General features: G+C 44.7%; 15 protein-coding genes. 12 read left to right on the top strand and 3 right to left on the bottom strand.

From position 1 onward, the window contains the following. Window positions 1-483 precede the first annotated feature (483 nt). The 3 genes from NXR94_RS16750 (at window position 484) to NXR94_RS16740 (ending at window position 3,436) form a co-directional block, all read left to right on the top strand. Window positions 484-1,200, top strand: a complete 717-nt coding sequence (locus NXR94_RS16750) for a sulfotransferase family protein (protein ID WP_258105828.1) — start codon at window positions 484-486, stop codon at window positions 1,198-1,200. A gap of 2 nt (window positions 1,201-1,202) precedes the next feature. After that, window positions 1,203-2,102: an aminotransferase class IV gene (locus tag NXR94_RS16745; protein WP_258105827.1), complete on the top strand. Its 900-nt coding sequence runs from the start codon at window positions 1,203-1,205 to the stop codon at window positions 2,100-2,102. Window positions 2,103-2,254: 152 nt separating this feature from the next. Beyond that, entirely contained in the window at window positions 2,255-3,436 is a 1,182-nt protein-coding gene (locus NXR94_RS16740) for an acetyl-CoA C-acyltransferase (protein WP_258105826.1), read from the top strand. 79 nt (window positions 3,437-3,515) lie between these two features. On the opposite strand, the gene rraA is transcribed toward NXR94_RS16740, so the two are convergent. The 3 genes from rraA to NXR94_RS16725 are packed head-to-tail and all read right to left on the bottom strand — an operon-like array spanning window position 3,516 to window position 8,175. Continuing rightward, a complete protein-coding gene (gene rraA / locus NXR94_RS16735) occupies window positions 3,516-4,001 on the bottom strand; it encodes a ribonuclease E activity regulator RraA (RefSeq protein ID WP_258105825.1) in 486 nt (161 codons plus the stop codon). Further along, entirely contained in the window at window positions 4,001-6,292 is a 2,292-nt protein-coding gene (locus NXR94_RS16730; protein WP_308706284.1) for an isocitrate lyase family protein, read from the bottom strand. Before NXR94_RS16730 ends, rraA begins: the two co-directional genes overlap by 1 nt. Next, complete coding sequence (locus NXR94_RS16725; protein WP_258105824.1) at window positions 6,289-8,175, bottom strand: malate synthase; 1,887 nt, start codon at window positions 8,173-8,175, stop codon at window positions 6,289-6,291. The genes NXR94_RS16730 and NXR94_RS16725 overlap by 4 nt, the downstream gene beginning before the upstream one ends. A gap of 32 nt (window positions 8,176-8,207) precedes the next feature. Here NXR94_RS16725 and NXR94_RS16720 point away from each other — a divergent pair, with 32 nt between their 5' ends. The 9 genes from NXR94_RS16720 (at window position 8,208) to NXR94_RS16680 (ending at window position 19,612) form a co-directional block, all read left to right on the top strand. Beyond that, window positions 8,208-8,390 (top strand): hypothetical protein, encoded by a 183-nt coding sequence (locus tag NXR94_RS16720; RefSeq protein WP_258105823.1) that lies wholly within the window; start codon window positions 8,208-8,210, stop codon window positions 8,388-8,390. Window positions 8,391-8,941: 551 nt separating this feature from the next. Beyond that, the gene (gene fabG, locus NXR94_RS16715) at window positions 8,942-9,685 is read left to right on the top strand and encodes a 3-oxoacyl-ACP reductase FabG (RefSeq protein WP_258105822.1); all 744 of its coding nucleotides are present in this window, start codon (window positions 8,942-8,944) and stop codon (window positions 9,683-9,685) included. Window positions 9,686-9,694: 9 nt separating this feature from the next. After that, window positions 9,695-10,681 (top strand): 3-oxoacyl-ACP synthase III family protein, encoded by a 987-nt coding sequence (locus NXR94_RS16710; protein ID WP_258105821.1) that lies wholly within the window; start codon window positions 9,695-9,697, stop codon window positions 10,679-10,681. 9 nt (window positions 10,682-10,690) lie between these two features. Beyond that, window positions 10,691-12,208: a sodium/pantothenate symporter gene (locus NXR94_RS16705; RefSeq protein WP_258105820.1), complete on the top strand. Its 1,518-nt coding sequence runs from the start codon at window positions 10,691-10,693 to the stop codon at window positions 12,206-12,208. Further along, a complete protein-coding gene (locus tag NXR94_RS16700) occupies window positions 12,201-13,682 on the top strand; it encodes a class I adenylate-forming enzyme family protein (protein ID WP_258105819.1) in 1,482 nt (493 codons plus the stop codon). Before NXR94_RS16705 ends, NXR94_RS16700 begins: the two co-directional genes overlap by 8 nt. Window positions 13,683-13,738: 56 nt before the next feature. Next, a complete protein-coding gene (locus NXR94_RS16695; protein WP_258105818.1) occupies window positions 13,739-14,638 on the top strand; it encodes an alpha/beta fold hydrolase in 900 nt (299 codons plus the stop codon). Between the two features lie 4 nt (window positions 14,639-14,642). Continuing rightward, window positions 14,643-16,076, top strand: coding sequence for a hypothetical protein (locus NXR94_RS16690; protein ID WP_258105817.1), 1,434 nt, complete (start codon window positions 14,643-14,645; stop codon window positions 16,074-16,076). A 259-nt stretch (window positions 16,077-16,335) separates the two neighbouring features. After that, a complete protein-coding gene (locus NXR94_RS16685) occupies window positions 16,336-18,789 on the top strand; it encodes a TonB-dependent receptor (protein ID WP_258105816.1) in 2,454 nt (817 codons plus the stop codon). Window positions 18,790-18,910: 121 nt separating this feature from the next. Beyond that, window positions 18,911-19,612, top strand: coding sequence for a 16S rRNA (uracil(1498)-N(3))-methyltransferase (locus tag NXR94_RS16680; RefSeq protein ID WP_258105815.1), 702 nt, complete (start codon window positions 18,911-18,913; stop codon window positions 19,610-19,612).

Below are 19,612 nucleotides of genomic sequence, written 5' to 3'. Positions count from 1 at the left end.
GAATCATAAGGATAACCTAAATATATGACGGATTGAGCGCGTCACTTTGCTCGCCTTTATCTTATTAAAAGATTTGATCATGAGACACTTCAGTTTAATATTGGGGTTTCTGGCTCGCACCCAGCAATCGCTTGGCTACGCCGAGTGATACGTATTCTGTTAGTCTAAGACTGAATTATCGTCACTTCTTATTACCCTTCTATTTTAAACGTTAGGCGAAGTGTCACTGAAAATAAGCAAGGCAAATAGCATCGTGTCCGGAGACGCTATTTTTCATGATCAAGTTTCAAGTGTGCTACGCAAACACTTGAAACATTCCTGTATTATCCAACAATCCCAGCAATCGCCTGGCTGTGCTGAGTGATGAATATTCTGTTGGTCTAAGTACAAATTACCATGACTTCTTCTCACTCATTAGATTTCAGAGTCTCTTCGGTAACTCTGAGGATATTAAATTTCCGTTTACAAGGATATCTTTAACCCATGATCATTAACCTCATCTCCTCACCCAGAAACGTATCCACGGCACTCATGTACGCCTTCGCCCATCGTGGAGACACCAAGGTAGTGGACGAGCCCTATTATGCTTACTATCTTTACCTCACCGGGGCAGATCATCCGGGCAAGGACGAGATCATCGCCAGTCAGCCCACCAGTTATCTTGAAGTGGTGGAAAACATGAACAGGCTGGAAGAGCAATGCGGTAACGTATTTATCAAAAACATGGCTCATCATCTGATCGAAATGGACGTTGATTTCCTCACTAAGTGGACAAACTTATTTCTGATTAGGAACCCAAAACAGCTGATCGCCTCATTCGCACAGGTTATCCCCAATCCTACACAAACCGATATCGGCATCAAAAGACAATTTGAGCTTTATATTTTTTTGAAAGAGATGGGGCAAGAGCCCATCGTGATCGACTCAGGAGAATTACTCAATAATCCAATTCGAGTTTTCTCCAGACTGTGTGACAAGCTCCAAATAGAAATGCTCCCATCCATGCTGAAATGGGAAGCGGGAGCAATTGAAGAAGACGGCATCTGGGCGAAGTACTGGTACAAAAATGTTCACCAGTCCACCGGTTTCACCGCTCAAAAAACATCTGATCGCGAACTGCCTGATCGCTGCCAAAAACTTTACGAGGAATCTCTACCTTTCTACCAGGAATTATATAAACACGCAATCAAAGCGAACTAATTATGCTACAACAATACAATCCTAAAAATGCCGACATAAAGGTCTGGGTAGGCGATCAGCTTTACCACCGCGACGAAGCAAAGGTCTCTGTCTTTGACAGCACCGTACAGGGTGGAGATGCGGTTTGGGAGGGGTTGAGGGTCTACAAAGAGGGTGTATTCTCGCTGGAGCGGCACCTCAACCGCATGTACGAGTCCGCCAAAGCTTTGGCTTTCACTGATATTCCTTCCTTCGACTTTATCAAGTCCGCGATCAAACAAACTCTGGAAGCTAATGGCATGAACGAAGATGCCCACATCCGACTCACCCTCAGCCGTGGCGAAAAGGTGACTTCAGGTATGGACCCACGGTTGAACCAAAAAGGAACCTGTCTCATTGTACTGGCAGAATGGAAGCCGTTGGTTTACGATAATGAAAACGGCATCAGGGTGATTACCTCTACCCAGCGCAGAAACAACCCGCAGTTTTTGGATTCGAAGATCCATCACAACAACCTCCTCAATAATATCCTTGCTAAGATCCAGGCCAATTTTGCTGGGGTGGATGCAGCAGTAATGCTGGACCACCAGGGCTTTGTTGCCGAGCTGAACGACACCAATTTATTCATGGCCAAAGATGGTAAGCTCTTCACTCCTTTTGCAGATGCTTGTTTGCATGGTATCACCCGTGGACTGGTATTGGAGCTGGCTGACCAACTGGGCATAACTTATGAAGAAAGAAACCTTTCTTTGGTCGACTTTTACAATGCCGATGAAGTATTTGCTACGGGTACCATGGGCGAGCTCACCCCGGTAAAAGAAATTGACGGTAGAACCATCGAGAACCGGTCAGGTCATGGATTAAGGGCTAAATTAGCGACAGCATTTAAGGAGATCATTCCCCAATACTGTGAGGTGCTTTAATGACTTTTAGGCATTCATCCTTAAAACCAAAGGACAAAAAAATCTTCAGAGAAGTTATAACCCGCAATAGTCCACCCCCTAAAATTACCCCTTTTTCTCGCCCACTGTAGAGTTAGTAGTAGATTCACGGCCTACAATATGATTATTCAAAAATGAATGAAGTTTACATCGTTTCGGCCTCCAGAACACCCATTGGATCATTTGGAGGAACCCTTTCAGGACTTACCGCAGTACAACTTGGCACTGAAGCTGTGAAACATGCCCTTGATAAAGGTGGTGTTGACCCAACCATAGTCGAGGAGGTTTTGATGGGGAATGTACTTTCTGCCAATCTTGGGCAGGCTCCTGCTCGTCAGGTCGCCATCTCTTCGGGTATACCGAATACTGTTCCATCCACCACCATCAATAAAGTCTGCTCATCCGGATTGAAGTCTGTCATGTTTGGTGCTCAGACCATTGCTTTGGGACAGGCTGACGTGATTGTTGCCGGCGGCATGGAAAGCATGTCTAACAGCCCATATTACCTTCCCAAAGCACGTTTTGGCCACAAATATGGCAATGGGGAAATTGTTGATGGGCTCCAAAAAGATGGGCTCTGGGAGGTCTACAACAACTTTGCCATGGGAAACTGTGCCGACCACACAGCTAGAAAAATGAGTATCTCTCGCGAAGCACAGGATGAGTATACCATTAACTCTTACAAGCTGGCTTCAGAGGCATCCAATAGTGGGAAATTCAAACAAGAAATAGCCCCTATAAGTATCCCTCAACGCAAAGGAGACCCACTTATCGTCTCACAGGACGAAGAATTCCAAAAGGTGAATTTCGACAAGATACCAGCTCTGAAACCTGTTTTCTCCGAGAATGGCACTGTGACAGCGGCCAATGCCTCAACACTCAATGATGGTGCTGCAGCGGTCGTGCTTATGAGCAAAAAGAAAGTTGAAGAATTAGGTCTTGCACCTATCGCCAGAATATTGAGCTACTCGGATGCAGCCCAGGACCCGCTATGGTTCACTACCGCTCCATCTTTAGCCATACCTAAAGCACTGGATCGGGCCGGCCTCAAAAAATCGGATGTAGATTATTATGAAATTAATGAGGCATTTGCGGCTGTCGCTTTGGCCAACATGCAGTTGCTGGACTTGAATCCTGACTCCGTGAATGTTTTCGGCGGGGCCGTTGCCCTTGGGCATCCCCTGGGGTGTTCCGGAACAAGAATTTTGACCACCCTGACCTCAGTACTTGGAAACAAGCAGGCGAATATTGGTGTGGCAGGCATCTGCAATGGTGGCGGTGGGGCCTCTGCGATGGTCATCGAGAGATTGAATTAACTACTACCCTGACTCTATCAAGAATGGCACCCCAAATGGGGTGCCTACATCCTGATCATTTAGCTGTCACGCCCGTCTCTTAATTAATCAGTAAACGATTGGAAGCCCGGAGCAATCCGTCTTCGTCTGCATACAGGAAGTCTCCCGGCTTAAGGTGAACCCCCGCAAAGCAGACCTCCACATTCCTTTGGCCTTCCCCTCTTTTAATACTCTTGACAGGTGTTGTGTTAAGGGCTTTAATTCCAATATCCATCTTGTTAATCACTGAGCTATCACGAATGCACCCATAAACCACGATCCCGGCCCAGCCGTTATCAATGGCAAGCTGCGCAAGTTGATCGCCCACCAAAGCACATCTCAGAGAACCTCCTCCGTCCACAATCAACACTTTACCCTGTCCCTTCTGGCTTAATAACTCCCTCACCAGGGTATTATCTTCAAAAATCTTAAGTGTGGCTACTTCGCCATAGAAGCAATGCCTCATACCAAAACTCCGAAAAATGGGATCGGCGGGGCTTAGCTCCCCGCCAAATTCATCCCATAGACCAGCTGTAGAGAGATCCATCAATCAAGCTTTTTAATTAGACGTTCAACTCGCTCACTTTGCTCTGAAAATGCCCTCACAGCCTGCCTCGCCACATCCGCCACAATGATATGACCGATCTCAGCACTCACCTGATCGTAAATACCCTGCTTTTTCATGGCTAAACATTGATGCTCATTATCCCCTGTAGGTGTGAGATAATGAACAGAATCCGACTTGTACCGATTCAAGAGAAACAGATGCATAAGTGTCATCAATCGTTTTTGACGATATTCCTTTCTGAAAGTGTTTTGATCCCGCACTGACAGTATTCGTCTTTGGTTGCGATCGGAAACCGTACTGAAAATAATGTTAGCCATAAGATCTCCCGTGCTATCCCTCAGGGCTAGCTCCATGGTCTCAGAACCGGGGCTATGCGGAAGCAAACTCACCTTCAGCTCGTGTTGCATCTGGTTATGTTCAGCCCAGGTTTCGATCCACTTTTGCAGTTCGCTCACAGGAAGCTCGGTATGGATCAGATGCTGAAACTGGGTAGAGCCTTTCCCCATTGCTCTGGTAGTGGCCGTCCGACCGGAAGACGAAGCCAATGCGGCATCCAGCCTTGGCCCACCTACATGCGTTTGAGGCGTTTTATAGGATGATCCCAACAACCTAAACTTTCGCTGAATCTTCGCCAAAGCAATCATGCCTTCGGTCATCAATCCATTGGCGAATTCTTCAGTAGCCAATCCATCGATCTGGTGCCCTCCATAGGTAATGAAATTGAATACGAAACCCAGTTTCCCAATTTCAGCAGGGAAGGCTGCCATCTCTGCTTCCGTCATACCCGTACTGTCCCAGTTGAAGGAAGGAGACAGGTTGTAAGCTAGCATCTTATTCGGGTACACGGCATGCATGGCTTCAGCAAACACCTTAGCATCTTCCAGATCCGCAGTTTTAGTTTCCATCCAGATGATATCAGCAAAGGGTGCCACGGCCAGAGACTTGGCTATGGCATAAGGAATTCCTCCGCGTATCTGATAATAGCCATCGGGAGTGCGTGTCAGCTCACAATCCCACACCAGGTCAATACCCAAAAATTTGGCTTGCTGGTATATTTCAGTCAGGGAAGCCGTTTTTAGTATATCATCCCAGTTTTCCGGTAGAGACATCTTTCTGCCCTCGGAAACATATTGCTCAACCAGATCTCCCAGTGCCTCCCCAATGGTTTTGACACCTGCTTCCGCCTGCCACTTCTCCACCACCATGTTTAAGATTTGATCAAAGGCCTTCTCAAAAAGATGAGGGTTATTGTCGTCCAAATTTTCAAGCACCTCATGGATCGTGTCGAGTACCCCATTCTTTTCCAGCCATTTGGTGGTACTTTCAAAATTGGGTGATTCCCGATAGAGCAGATGTCCGTTGATCGATTTGACACCCTTTTCATTGATAATCCTGTGAACCGCCAGGATCACCTCTTTATAGGAGGGAACCTCCAGGTTCGTGGCTCCCAGAATAAACGGCTGATCCCTTTCATCTGAGATTCCCTCCAGCAAGGTTGCCGCCTCAGCATCGGTTCGTGCTACAATAATACCGGGCACCCGCATCGTATCTAGCTGAAAACGGGCAGCATTCAACCTTTTTATCTGTTCGTCGCAGGGCACGAGCACCTTCCCTCCCTGATGACCACATTTCTTGGTTCCGGGTTTCTGATCTTCAATATGGTAGCCTGTCACCCCAGCTTCAACAAATCTGCGGATCAAATTTCTGACATGTGCATCGCCACCGTGTCCTGTATCGGCATCAGCAATAATGAACGGACGAAAATCGAACTTTGGACTGTTGGCACGCTCCTCAGGGCTCATTTTAAAACGCTGGAATTCCTGATTTTTATCTGCAGTAAGTAATGCCCGCACAATGGCTGCAGCCTCATCCGGCACCTGACTCAGCGGATAGCTAGCTAAATCTGCTCCGGGATCTTCATTGATAGATCCCTTCGCAGAAGTAGCCCATCCTCCCAGATAGATCCCTTCAATGCCCGCTTTCTTCATCATGACCGCCTGACTAGGAGTATAAGGCCCAAAAGTGGTGATCGATTTCTTTTGATTAAAAAGCTCTCTGAGGCGATCATAAAACTGTATCGCCGCATTTTTCGCAATGGAGTAATCGTTGAAGATCGTCCCTTGCTGCTCCGCCACCTGCCTTGGAGAATAGAGGCGCTTCACGTCTTTGAATCGTGGCTGATCCATGTACGATCGTGCCTGTTCTATGGCAGTCTTCATCCCATCATCTTTGATCCGGGGTTTTTCCTGAATTTGGATAGTAGCATTCATATCAATTGGGTTTTAAGGTCAAGGTTTTCAGTCATTCGGATTCCCTGCTTCAGATTGTTGTAATACAGATTAATCCTGTCCAGGGCTTCCTGCAAATCCTCATTATTGAGATTAAGATTGAGGAGGTCGATATACCATGGGGCTTTCAAGGGTTCATGGACATACCTCCTCACTATTTCCAGTGCAATCGGGAGAGTAGTACTTTTAGAGTCATCATGCACGTCTTTATCCTTAGCCTTCAATAGTTTTTCATATTCCTCCCCAAGCAATCGGTCAAACAAGTTTCTGGTAAATACATCTCCTTTTTTACAGTTAGTTTCCGAGTCATCTTCGGTTAGCGTACCTGCTTTGTGCAGCCACTCCCAAAGCACACTCAATCTGATCTCGCCGGTAGCCATATCTTCCATGAGGTAGAGAATGTTATCATCTCCGAAAAAGTCGGCGGGCTTCAATGCCGCAGCCTGAAATCCCTGTAGAAATGCATTTCCATACTGGATGGCTACGCTTAGCAAGTTTCTGGCACCACGTATGGTCCTTGGGGCCGCTTCCAGTAGGGTTAAGGCTGCCGCCGAACTTTCAGAATAGTCCAGTGCAGGGAAATCCCTTCCCAGCTGATTTTTCTCTTTCATTGCTTCCCATACTGGTCTGATGATATGCACCATTTTCCAGTGCGCCACCCATTTTCCGGAAGCTCCGGCCGCCTGCTCCCTGCGAGCTCCGGCTAATGCCTTTTCCATGCTGGAGGCTACACCTTCCTCAGACCCTACCGGAATATTGGGCTCCATACCTCCTTGCCATAGCACATAGTTCCCTTTGAGGTCAGGGGTATTCACGGCGCACCGCACCCGATCCTCGTAGGTGGCCATGTAGGCATAAGTCATTGATATAGCCTCAATGTTAGGGTTAATAAATGTTGGCTCTCCAGCCAATGCATCCGATACGCTATTGATGTAATCCCATCTTCCGGTGTTGAACCCAACAAAGTGAAGTCCAAGCGCCGCCCGGATTTCCATTAGCTGGAAGGTCGCCTCCAGTTGTTCGACAAGCACATAGGTTTTGACGGTACCATTCTCAAGATTTAAATAATCCTCCAGCCTATTTAGCAGCCTATTCCAGTAAGCCGCCTCCTCAGCAGTCTGGATCTTTGGCAGGTACAGGATGATTGAAGCTTCTCTTTTTAGAAATTCCTTGTAATTATTTACAACAAAAAGGGTAACATCAACAATAGAAGCTGAGAAGGGTTCACCACCTTCCAGGCAAAAGTGCCTGTCATCCAAATGCAGCCCCCTGGCACGAAAGATGATCGTAGTAAAATCTAATTGACGCTCCCAGTCGGTCACTATTGACCTGCCCAAAAAGCCTTTGGACCAAATGTTCATCTCGTAAGACACCCTTTGCGCCACTTTCATAAAGAGGGGGTCTTTGGCTATAGCCATCTTGAGGTTCCTCTGGTTGTCTAATGACATACTTTTAATTTGTCCAAGGGCATCCTCGCCATCAAACATCCAGCCATCTGCCCCTGAGAGTAAAGCGTATGCCACGTTTCTCAGGCTACTTTCCAACGGAGCTCCAGGCTTAGCTGCCGGTCCCGTTCCCTGAATCCACTGTCTTTTTAAGTCCCCGGGTATTTCTGAACCGACAAACCTCCCATTTCGAGCATCACTGACCAAAATATCGGTTCCTTCAATCACCGCCTCCTCAGGAAGAAATGCCAGCGGTAAGTCACCTGAAAGCCTCTTGGCCCTCCTCTCCAGTCGTTTTTGCATGAGTCGTTTTTGCTCTTGATTGAGTTCAACCATGTGATCAAGAGCCGACAAAACATCTTCAGTCAAGATATCCTTATATCCTGACATCAAATCGGGGTTTAGTGTAAGTCGTTCCATATTGTTTGGGTTTAATTATCCAAAAGTGATGGATGGTTTTCATCAATCCGATGAAGGCAACCATTAAAAGGGGGTTGACTTTTAGGGCTAAAAAAATGCCTCTACCCTACTCAGGGGACAATCAGAATGTAGACGATCCGAAAATCATCCCATTGAAAAAAAAGAGTGTTAATTCAAAAGAAGCGGCCATTTTCAACGAACCGAAGCACTCTTGACTTCATCTGCCACCAGTGCCTAAAAGCGCTACGACCCGTCACATCATACTCAAAATCAAAACTCCGGACCACTGCACTGACTTTAATGTCCGCAATCGAAAAATGACACTTAAAAACGCAATGAATTTGCAACGCATCATTCCGAAATCACTGATTTTCAAGACTAAAACCCTCAAGGAAAACCAGATTATTTTGTCGTATGTCTGAAACATTTGTCTCAGCGTATCAATATGGACGGCCGGTCGATCAATACCATTGGGTCCCTAGAAATAGCCCGGACTAATAACCACATTACGTTAAAATTTTCTTAAAACAGGACCAGACAAAAACCTCAATACGCCAGAAAGTCTATGGCATTGTAAAAACATTTAAATATCTAAAAATCAATAATTTAAATAGATAACAAAACAATTTTTACTCCATAGTCGGACCCTTTAATTGGCAACATCAAATTCCATTGGATTTTCATTATTCTATTTTTAGGTGATCATTTTTAAATTTTTTCAAATCAGTAAGGGCACTAACCTCTTCCTGAAACCCCATAACACAACATGAAAAGACTCGAAAATAAAGTTGCCATCATTACAGGAGGAGCCTCCGGAATAGGTAAGGCCGCGGTAGAAAAATTTGTAAGTGAAGGTGCGTTGGTAGCAATCTGGGATTTGAACAAGGAGGCCGGAGAGACACTAGCCGCTACACTTACCAGTCAGGGACATCAGGTTATTTATCAAATGGTAGATACCTCCAGCCCCGACCAAACCGAAACGGCAGCAAACACGACGCTTGCCACTTTTGGAAAAATCGACATCCTGATTAATAATGCCGGGATCACTAGAGATGCCACCATAAAGAAGATGACCTTCGAGCAATGGCAACAGGTAATCAATATTAATCTAACGGGCGTTTTTAATTGCATTAAGGTAGTCATCCCGAGCATGACCGAGAACAATTATGGCAGGATCATCAATACCTCTTCTGTAGTGGGCTTATATGGCAATTTTGGTCAAACTAATTATGCCGCTACAAAATCAGGGGTCATCGGTCTATCCAAAACCCTTGCCAAAGAATTAGGAAAATATTCGATCACGGTAAATGCCGTAGCCCCGGGCTTTATCGCCACAGACATGGTACGAGCCATGCCGGATAAGGTCATCGAAATGATGACCGGAAAAACGCCACTAGGACGACTGGGAACACCAGAAGACATCGCCAACGCCTATGTCTTTTTAGCATCTGAGGACGCTTCATTTGTCAGCGGCTCAGTACTTAGTGTAGATGGCGCTGTCACGATTTAACCCAATAAAATGAGAAGAGCTGCATTAACAGGAATCGGGTCCTTCGTTCCCGAGCAAGAAATCCCAAACAGCTACTTCAATGATCTTCTCGGAGAAGACGTTGATAGCTGGCTAAAAGAAAATGTAAATATCCATACTCGCAGGTGGTGTCGAGAAGATGAATCTGTGGCTGACCTCTGTGAAAGAGCCTCCATTTCAGCATTAAATGATGCGGGACTCAGCCCAAAGGATATCGACCTGATCATTCTGGCGACAGACACTCCTGAGTTCGTCTCACCCTCCACCGCTTCGGTCATTCAGGACAGACTCGGACTCCAGCATGCGGGAACTTTCGATCTCAACACGGCCTGTGCAGGATTTGTAACGGCTATGGATGTGGCAGCAAAGTATATTGCGGCTGACGACCGGTATCAAAACATTTTGGTCATTGGTGGTTATGCAATGAGCAAATACCTAAATAAAGAAGATAAAAAAACAGTGACCCTTTTTGCTGATGGTGCCGGAGCGGTGATTATGAGTGCCTCAGAAAATGGAAGTGGGTTGATCACAAGCGACCTTCACACCAGGGGGGAATACAATAGCTGGATGGGAATTTATGCTGGCGCAACCCACCAACCCATTACCAACCAGGTGATCGAAAAAAAAGACCACCTTCTTAAATTCGTACATAAATTCCCCAAAGAGCTCAATCCCCAGATGTGGACGGAGATGACTCAAAAAATTTGTGACCGAATGGATATCACACCCGATAGCTTCGATCACTACTTCATCACCCAACTCAATTTTAATTCAATATATGAGACCTTAGACAACCTAGGTGTAAGCAGAGAAAAGGCTACTTTGATCATGGACAAATATGGTTATACCGGCTCGGCCTGCATTCCGATGGCCTTGAATGACGCCTACATCAATGGAAAACTCAAAAGAGGTGACCTGATGATGTTTATCGGGTCGGGTGGTGGATTGGCCTTTGCGGCGGCGGCAGTAAAGTTTTAAACAAGACTTATGCAACAACTAGCTACTTCAGAACAAATACTGGCAAACTGGATCGTGGTGATCCTGTACATGTGCATTATTCTGTTTTTTGTCATTCGGGGAGCTCTAAAAGTAAGAACCATGGCTGATTATGCCCTGGGAAATATTTCATTCTCTCCCATGGCCGTAGGGTTGGCGCTGGCAGCATCAATGACCAGCGCCGCAACCTTCATTATCAACCCGGGCTTCATTGCCCTTTATGGGATCAGTGGAGTGCTGTCATTTGGGATTGTTATGCCACTGGCCATTTTCTTTTCGCTTATTCTGCTAACCAAAAAATTTAGAATTTCAGGAGCTAATACAAAGGCCCTGACCATGGCGCAATGGATTGGTAAGACATACCAAAATGATGGCTATGCGCTCTTCTTCGCTTTCATATCACTTCTGCTTGTCACTTTTATTGTACTCATCTGCGTCGGGCTTACCCAAATTCTGTCCAGCGCATTGAACGTTGAGCCGGTATTGGTCCTGGGGAGCGTAATCATTTTTGTCTTTGGATATATGATGTTTGGCGGGGCAAATTCTATGGTATACACAAACGCCATCCAAGCTACCCTCATGCTGATCGTTGCCCTCATATTACTTGCATCAGGAGTGGATCAATTTGAAGGGGGGCTGACCGCTTTCCAATCGAGACTGGATGATATTGGCCCCTACTTTGCCAGTTGGGTCAACCCGGATAGTTTTCTGTTTCGAAATTTATTTGAGATCATCTTTTGCCAGGCGGTAATCGGATTCGCCATTGTGTGTCAGCCACACATCATCACTAAATCTTTGCTTCTCAAAAACGACAAGGACGTCAACAAATACCTTGTTATTGGAATTGTAGTCCTGATAATCTTTTTTCAGGTTGTGATCGTTGGACTTTTCGCCAGAATTCATTTTCCCGACCTTGCCATTGACGGGGAGCGCATACCGATGGACGGAATTGTTTCGGCATACGTCATTAGCAAATTTCCCTTTTATATCACCGTCATACTTATTGCAGGGCTGATCTCAGCAGGATTATCCACCCTTGAGGGATTGATACAATCATTGAGTTCGACGCTTACCACGGACCTCATCAATCCTCTGTTCTCAAAATATTACGATCCTTCTAAAAGAGATCAACAGGAAATAATGATCAACAAGGTCATCATTGTATTCCTGGCAATAATAAGCTTTGGCCTTTCCTACCAGCAATTGATCAGCCCTAACTTAAGTGTTGGAATTTTCGCACAAAATGGCGTCTATGCCTATTTCTCTGCGGCTTTTGTTCCGGTCCTTTTCGGAATGTTCATCAAAAAAAATCCTGTAGGGCTGAAAACAGTTGCTACCGCTTCAATTGTGGCAATCGTGACGCATTTCGGTGTTTACTATGGCGGATTTTTCCCGATGATGGATCAGCAAGTAAACAACCCGGCGATTGCCAGTACCATGGCACTCATCGTTTCATTATTAGTTGGTCTCACATTTCATTATTTTTCTATCAATAAGCGTCATGTATAGAAAAGACTGGATATCGAAATGGGCTCAACTCACACCTCACAATGTCGCCGTGGAAGAATGTGAGACCGGAAGATCTTTGACCTATATGGAGTGTAATGAACGGGCTGAAAATCTGTCTGGTCACCTTATCCAAAATTATGAACTAAAAACTGGTGACCGGGTGATGGTTTTGGCTGAACATGCACTTGAGTATGTGATTTTATTTTCCATGATGCAGAAAACCGGGATTACGCTGGTCCCAATAAATTATAGGCTGGCAAATTCAGAAATCAATTACCTGATTCAAAACTGTAACCCCACACTATTCATATCCGAGCATAAGTTTCAGGAAAAAGTAAACGACCTGGAAATCAACGTAACTATTACCTGGTTTGAGGACCTGGCCAAAATGTCAAAAACCAAACCGACCTTTCCTTATTCTCCTGTAGAAACAAGCGAGGATCATCCGGCCTTTATTCTTTACACCTCCGGGTCTACCGGATTTCCAAAAGGTGCTATCTATTCTCATAAAATGCTTTTTTGGAATAGCATCAATACCAGCCAAAGCCTGGAAATAACTACCGAGGATCACACAATCAACTGCATGCCCCCTTTTCACACGGGTGGCTGGAATGTGCTTCTGACCCCTCTTCTGCACAGAGGCGCTACCGTCGCTCTTATGAAAAAATTTGACCCTGAGCAGTTGCTCAGGCTGATCGATCAAAAGCAATCCAAGTTATTTATGGGGGTCCCTACGATGCTCAAGATGATGGCAGACTGCTCGTTATTTCATGCTTCCAGCCTGGCGTCACTACGATACTTTGTCGTTGGAGGGGAAGCACTACCCCTTGACGTCATCCGTAAATGGCATCAAAAAGGCGTGAAGATCAGGCAGGGATATGGCTTGACAGAGGTAGGTCCCAACATCACATCTCTACATCAGGATGATGCTGAAAGCAAGATCGGTTCTATAGGTCACGCGAATTTTTATGTTGATTATAAAATTGTCAATGAGAAGGGTGAGCGCGTAGGCTCTAATGAAATAGGCGAATTTTGGCTAAAGGGTCCGATGGTTACACCCGGTTATTGGCAGGATCAGAAGGCCACCGATGCTGCTATCACCGACGGATGGTTTCATACTGGTGACCTGGTACGTGAAGACGACGATGGGTATTTATATGTTGTGGACAGAAAAAAGTCCATGTTTATTTCCGGGGGGGAAAATGTTTACCCGGCAGAAGTGGAGCGTGTGCTCCGAACCTTCCCTTCAGTGGATGAGGCTGCCGTAGTAGCTGTTCCCGACCAGAAATGGGGAGAGGTGGGCAAGGCTTATATAACCATTCGCCCTGGACAGGAATGTCAGGTGGATCAGATCAGGCAATTTTGTATGGACCACCTGGCGAAGTTCAAAGTACCCAGATACTTTGAGTTCATCCCTGAAATGCCGAAAAATGGAAGTGGAAAGATTGACCGAAAACTCCTCACTAAAAAATGATCCCCTTGTTTCGACCGGTTATTTCTATTCTATTTTTATCCCTATGTTTAACGACCATGGCCCAAAACGAATTATCCATAGCAAAGACAATCAAGCCCTACCCCTATGATGTGAAGTATCACACCGTCAATGATTCCATGAGAGTGGCTTATGTGGATGAAGGGCAAGGGGCCAACACACTGATCTTCATTCATGGATTGGCCACCTATATTCCCTCATGGTTTCCGGTATTTGAAAGTCAAAAGACGAACAACCGATGTATTGCCCTCGATTTGCCAGGCTACGGGCTTTCTTCGAAGGGACAGTACGCTATTTCAATGAACTTCTATGCGGAGGTCGTTATTTCATTGATTGAAGCACTGAAATTGAAAAATGTAATTTTGGTTGGACACAGCATGGGTGCCCAAATTGCTATCACCAGCGTCCTGAACAGGCCGGAAATATTCACTCAACTCATACTCCTTGCCCCTGCAGGTTTCGAAACCTTCACCCCGGAACAGACCAAATGGTTAAAAACAGTATCTGATGCCTCTGAACTATCGAAGGCTACGGATGATCAGATTAGGGCTAACTGGAAACTCAACTTCTTTAATATGCCCGAATCTGTTGAGTTCATGATCAATGATAGAATACAAATGAAAAAAAGCATGGATTTTGATTTGTATTGCAGGTCGGTCTCTCTTGGGATCACCAGCATGCTCGAAGGCCCTGTATTTAGTAAATTAGGAGAACTTAAAACACGTACCCTGGTGGTCTATGGTGCAAATGATCTGCTGATCCCGAATCGATACCTAAATCCGAATCTAAGCACAAAGGATGTGGCTCAATCAGGTGTTAATAAAATCCCTGACGCCACCTTAAAGCTCGTTCCGAATTGTGGACATTTCATTACCTACGATCAACCCGAGGAGGTGAATAAAATTATTCATACATTCCTTTTTCAAACAACAGAATAGTGCGTTGAAAATAAAGCTCAAAAAATTCACGGAATTTGCATCTGATATTCTTCCTCATGAAGCTGATTATCTGGCGAGCATTCAACAATTTGAGGACCAGGAGAAAGCTGATATACTCAACAAAATCAGATTAAATGCCCATGACCTTCAAAACAAGGTCCCCTTTAACCCCCAAATAGACAAACGCAAATACTCCAGCCTCATGGATTGGATCCAAAAGAAGTTGGATGCCATAGACGTAGACAAATACTTTGAGTGGATCAACGATATGGATCGCAAAGTAATTACTGATGCCCTTACAGTACCGGAAGAGAAAGCCTTATTAAAAACCATCAAAAATTACGACCATCCTATTCATAACTTTATGAAGTTTTATGAAATGGTGATCAATTACCGGCACTTCCTACTTATTCGACTACGAAATAAAGATTATCGTGAGGTCAATGCATTCATAGAAAAATATAGAGATGAATATGCCTTTTCCAAAGAGGTCAACGAAAAGCTTCATCAGGCGACCACCGATATCATAGACCAGTTCAATTCCAAGCAGGGAGATTCTACCAAGTGGGAAAACTGGCTGGAGGAATGCTTCACCAATGAAAACCTTGATGGTTATAATCGGTACATGGCGGTAATACGACTGACCTTTCTCTATTTCAACAGCAGGGAATTTGGCAAGCTTAAGAAGATGTATGATCAATTGGACACCCTACTGATCAACGGACTATTTTATACCAGAAGAATCCTCTACAACTACTATGCGAATCGCCTCATGCTGCACTCCAAATTTGATGTATTGCAGCAGGCAGAGGAGTATGGTTATCTCTCCATCAGACAAAAAAATTCTGATCACATCCAATACCTCAGTAATTTCAGCTCCATTCTTATCAAACGCGGAAAAATTGAAGAGGCGCTTAACCTCCTAAAAGAGTCCTTTTCGGAGGTCCAGAAGTCCTCTAACTATTACCAGAAAATTGGCTTCATCTCCTTCTATATCAAATGCCTAAACCTCCACAACCAACCTCAACGTGGTGAAATGCTAGCTGAAAGTTTTTTAAGAATCCACGCTTCGGAAATCCTAAATCAAAGGTGGTACTCCTTTTTTACAGCCTACATTCAGGCACTCATTAAACAGGAAAAATACCAAAAAACGCTTCAGGTTTTTCGCAAATACAATCTCATTAACAAGGACGATGAGGATCGAAAAAAGGCCATTTACCTACCCACCATCAGGTGGTATTATGAAGTCGCTTTGTTAAAAGAAAAAAGGATCCAATCAAAGGAAATGGTCGAATCCATCGTATCCTTCTCTAAAGAGTACCTTTCAGATCAGCATAAAACCTTTGTACTAAAACAAGTACTTACTGAACTGGAAAATTACATACCACGCACAGTTGTAACAGCGCGTGCTGAACTTTTTCAGGTAAAGAGCAATTGACCCATACTTAACTCAAAACTCTCTATTGGTGAATCAAAAATCAGGTCAAATCGCCTAATTTTATCATAGCTCCTATCTTTAATAGTCAACACCATATTTTCAATTCATAACTGACTGATAATTAACTTTTTAAATAAAAAATTGACCCCTATCAACCTGAAAGTCAAAGCAACCTAAAATTATGATAATCCCATTATGGCCACCTGATTTTCTATGTTTATTACGAAAACCGTAAAAACAACTAAGAAACCCCACAGAAATGAAAAAAAACTCTACTCTAACCCTTCTAAGCCTATTACTATTTCTGACTTATCAGGCCGTAGCACAAAGCTCAATTACGGGTCGCGTTGTGGACGACGCATCCGGAGAGCCTATTGTTGGCGTATCTGCCACCTTACTTGGCACTTCAAAAGGATCTATCACAGACACTAATGGCAATTTCAACATTGGCAATGTTGAAGATGGCAACTATGTTCTGGAACTCACTTTCATAGGATTTGAAAAAATAAGTCAGCGAGTTTCCATAGCAGGACAGGATGTCAACTTAAACAGCATCAGCATGAATGAATCTGTTTTCGCATTCGATCAGGTGGTGATCTCCGGCACAAGACAAGCTGAAAAAATCACAGAGACCCCGGCCACCATTGAGGTCATCTCCTCTAAAGACATCACAGAGTCAGCCTCCTTTAATCCCGGAGAATTATTATCCCGAATGAAAGGAGTTGAGTTTGTCCGTTCAGGGGTGGTCGGTACTGGTGTCAATATTCGTGGCTTTAACAGCAACTTCAACTCTAAGAACCTTCAGGTAAATGATGGGCGGTTCTCAACACTTATTGCGACAGGACTTCCTTTCGGGCCGTTGACTACTCAAATCAAAGAAGACATAGAACGTGTAGAAGTAATTATGGGTCCCAACGCAGCCCTTTATGGTCCAAATGCACATAATGGACTCGTACATACCATCACAAAAGACCCAAGGTCCTCTCAGGGAACAACCGTTGCTCTTGGAGCTGGTAATCAAAGTATGTTGACGGGACGCTTTAGACACGCTCAGGTTCTAAATGACAAGCTCTCCTTTAAAGTGATGGGCGAGTACACACAAGCCGAAGAATTCAAATTTGCTGACTCGGTTTATATAGATCGAGATGGTATCCCCGGAAAGGAAGGTTATGAGGAATACAAACTCGACAATGATCTAAGCTTTTTAAGGGGAGAGGCAGCCCTCTACTACCGGGTAGCAGATAATTCAGACCTAATCTTTAGCTGGGGTGCTAGCAATAGTACTTACCTGGCTCCTACAAATGTTGGACGAAATCAAATTAAGGATTGGCGCGTAAATTACTTTCACCTAAGATATGTTTCCGACAAGTTCTTTGTGCAAGCCTATCGTACAGCAAGCAAAACCGAGGATACCTACGCCATTGATCAACGAACCAAAAACTATTGGGCTGCCATTGACGGTGGAGCGACTGAAGCTGAAGCTGAAGAAATCTCTCTGGGTAATGGAGCCACATTCGCAGATGACTCCAAAAGATGGAATGCCGAAGTTCAGTACCACGAAACGTTTGGTAATGCCAAAGTGGTGGTTGGATCCCAATGGCAAAAAGATATTGCCAATAGTAAAGGCACCTATCTTATTGATAATGGAGGAAAGGACCCTATAGAAATTAACCAAATTGGGGTTTACGGACAGCTTGACTACCGATTCAATAATACCCTCAAAGCAGTTGCTGCTTTTAGAGGTGATAATCATGAGGTTTACGGCTTCAACTTTGTACCCAAAGCCGGACTGGTCTACACCCAGGGTGATAACGCCATTCGATTAACCTATGGTAAAGGAATTGCTGCCCCCACCATTTTGAACATGTACGGAGACCTGTTCGCAGGCTTAATTCTTGGTAATGCAGATGGATTCACATTGACAGATGGCACTAAAGTAGAAAAACAAAAAGTGGAGCAAATCCAGACTATTGAAATCGGATATAAAGGTCAGGTCATTCCTAAAAAATTATTTGTAGACGCCAATGCCTACTACAACATGTCAGAAAATTTCCTCTCCCCCGTCACAGTTGTAGGAGTTACCACCGAACGTGGCAGCACCCCAATCGATCAGGTACAGTCAGGCTATGCAGCCTACGGAGGTTTAGTCGCCACCTATGTGAACTTTGGAGAAGTCAACACTTATGGATTTGATATTGGAACCAATGTTTACTTCAGCAACAACCTGAACTGGACATTCAACTACTCCTATTTTGATTATTCTGTAGACAAGAAGGACCTTGAAAACAACGATTTCAATGGTGATGGAGTTGTAAATATTTTGGACATCCTGGTAAACGCCCCTAAAAATCGCTTCGGTACAGGACTGTACTATCGCTCACCAAAATTCTTCGCCAATGTATATCTCAGATGGGTACAGGAATATGATTATTTCTCAAGCTTCCAGATTGCCGCCGAGACGCAAGATTTATCATGGAGAGGGACTCCAATCACCGAAGATGCCAGAAGTACCGACACCTGGAACTACGGCCCATTAGGTGGTTTTGTTAATGTCGACCTCGGCATCGGGTATAACTTCAACGACGTATTTACGATCTCAGGTCAGGTAACCAACTTGTTTGACGCTGAATTCAGAGAGTTTACGGCCTCTCCATTCATCGGCAGGCTATTCGCTCTTGAACTGAAAGCCAATATACCGGGAGGCAAAAAATGATACTTGATTTAAGTTGGTAACTTGAAGGCCGTTCATGTGAGCGGCCTTTTGTTTTATGTTTCTATCAAAATAAACTACTTGACTATGCCAGTATCATAAGTTTTTTTGATCTTCGAGCAACATGAATTACTTCTACCAACCTGACATCACCAAAGGACAGCTTTTTCTTGAAGGAGAAGAGTTTACGCATTGCACGCGCGTACTTCGAAATGCGATTGGCAGCCGGATCGGTATACTCGATGGCATTGGAGGAATGTATGAGGTAGAGCTCACCAACATCTCAGGCAAAAAATGTGAATTCAGCATACTCAGCGAGAGCAAGAAACCTTCGAAGGATTTCTATCATCACATCGCACTCTCGCCTACCAAGAACATTGACCGTACGGAGTGGTTCGTGGAGAAAGCCTGCGAGATGGGCGTGGACGAAATCAGTTTTCTTTTAACCAAAAACTCAGAAAGGAATAAGCTGCGCATCGACCGGTTAGAAAAGAAAGCCATCAGTGCCCTCAAACAATCCAAAAGTGGCTATATCACCAAAGTAAATGAGCTAGTCAAGTTCAAAAACTTCCTGGAAAATCTGGATCGTAGCTTCGCTCGGCATATCGCCTATGTCGAAGAAGGACTGCCTTATTACGGAAAAATACTTACCCCTGCCACCAGGGTGCTGACGCTTATCGGACCAGAGGGTGATTTCGATCCTTCTGAAGTCGAAATGGCGCTGAGTAAAGGCTTTGAAAAAATCTCTCTTGGATCAAACACTTTGAGAACGGAAACTGCCGGATTGGTGGCCTGCCAGTTTGTAAACGCCGCCAATCACTACTAA

Origin of the sequence: Marinoscillum sp. MHG1-6 (assembly GCF_024714475.1) — a bacterium.
In the GTDB taxonomy this organism is placed as follows: Bacteria; Bacteroidota; Bacteroidia; order Cytophagales; family Cyclobacteriaceae; genus JAMZMI01.
Note: the sequence above shows the minus strand (reverse complement) of the source record. Positions and strands in the feature narration are given on the sequence as shown.

Coding starts and splice junctions, on each gene's coding strand:
- NXR94_RS16750 (WP_258105828.1), top strand. CDS start 484: ATGATCATTAACCTCATCTCCTCACCCAGAAACGTATCCACGGCACTC.
- NXR94_RS16745 (WP_258105827.1), top strand. CDS start 1,203: ATGCTACAACAATACAATCCTAAAAATGCCGACATAAAGGTCTGGGTA.
- NXR94_RS16740 (WP_258105826.1), top strand. CDS start 2,255: ATGAATGAAGTTTACATCGTTTCGGCCTCCAGAACACCCATTGGATCA.
- rraA (WP_258105825.1), bottom strand. CDS start 4,001: ATGGATCTCTCTACAGCTGGTCTATGGGATGAATTTGGCGGGGAGCTA.
- NXR94_RS16730 (WP_308706284.1), bottom strand. CDS start 6,292: ATGAATGCTACTATCCAAATTCAGGAAAAACCCCGGATCAAAGATGAT.
- NXR94_RS16725 (WP_258105824.1), bottom strand. CDS start 8,175: ATGGAACGACTTACACTAAACCCCGATTTGATGTCAGGATATAAGGAT.
- NXR94_RS16720 (WP_258105823.1), top strand. CDS start 8,208: ATGGTTTTCATCAATCCGATGAAGGCAACCATTAAAAGGGGGTTGACT.
- fabG (WP_258105822.1), top strand. CDS start 8,942: ATGAAAAGACTCGAAAATAAAGTTGCCATCATTACAGGAGGAGCCTCC.
- NXR94_RS16710 (WP_258105821.1), top strand. CDS start 9,695: ATGAGAAGAGCTGCATTAACAGGAATCGGGTCCTTCGTTCCCGAGCAA.
- NXR94_RS16705 (WP_258105820.1), top strand. CDS start 10,691: ATGCAACAACTAGCTACTTCAGAACAAATACTGGCAAACTGGATCGTG.
- NXR94_RS16700 (WP_258105819.1), top strand. CDS start 12,201: ATGTATAGAAAAGACTGGATATCGAAATGGGCTCAACTCACACCTCAC.
- NXR94_RS16695 (WP_258105818.1), top strand. CDS start 13,739: ATGGCCCAAAACGAATTATCCATAGCAAAGACAATCAAGCCCTACCCC.
- NXR94_RS16685 (WP_258105816.1), top strand. CDS start 16,336: ATGAAAAAAAACTCTACTCTAACCCTTCTAAGCCTATTACTATTTCTG.
- NXR94_RS16680 (WP_258105815.1), top strand. CDS start 18,911: ATGAATTACTTCTACCAACCTGACATCACCAAAGGACAGCTTTTTCTT.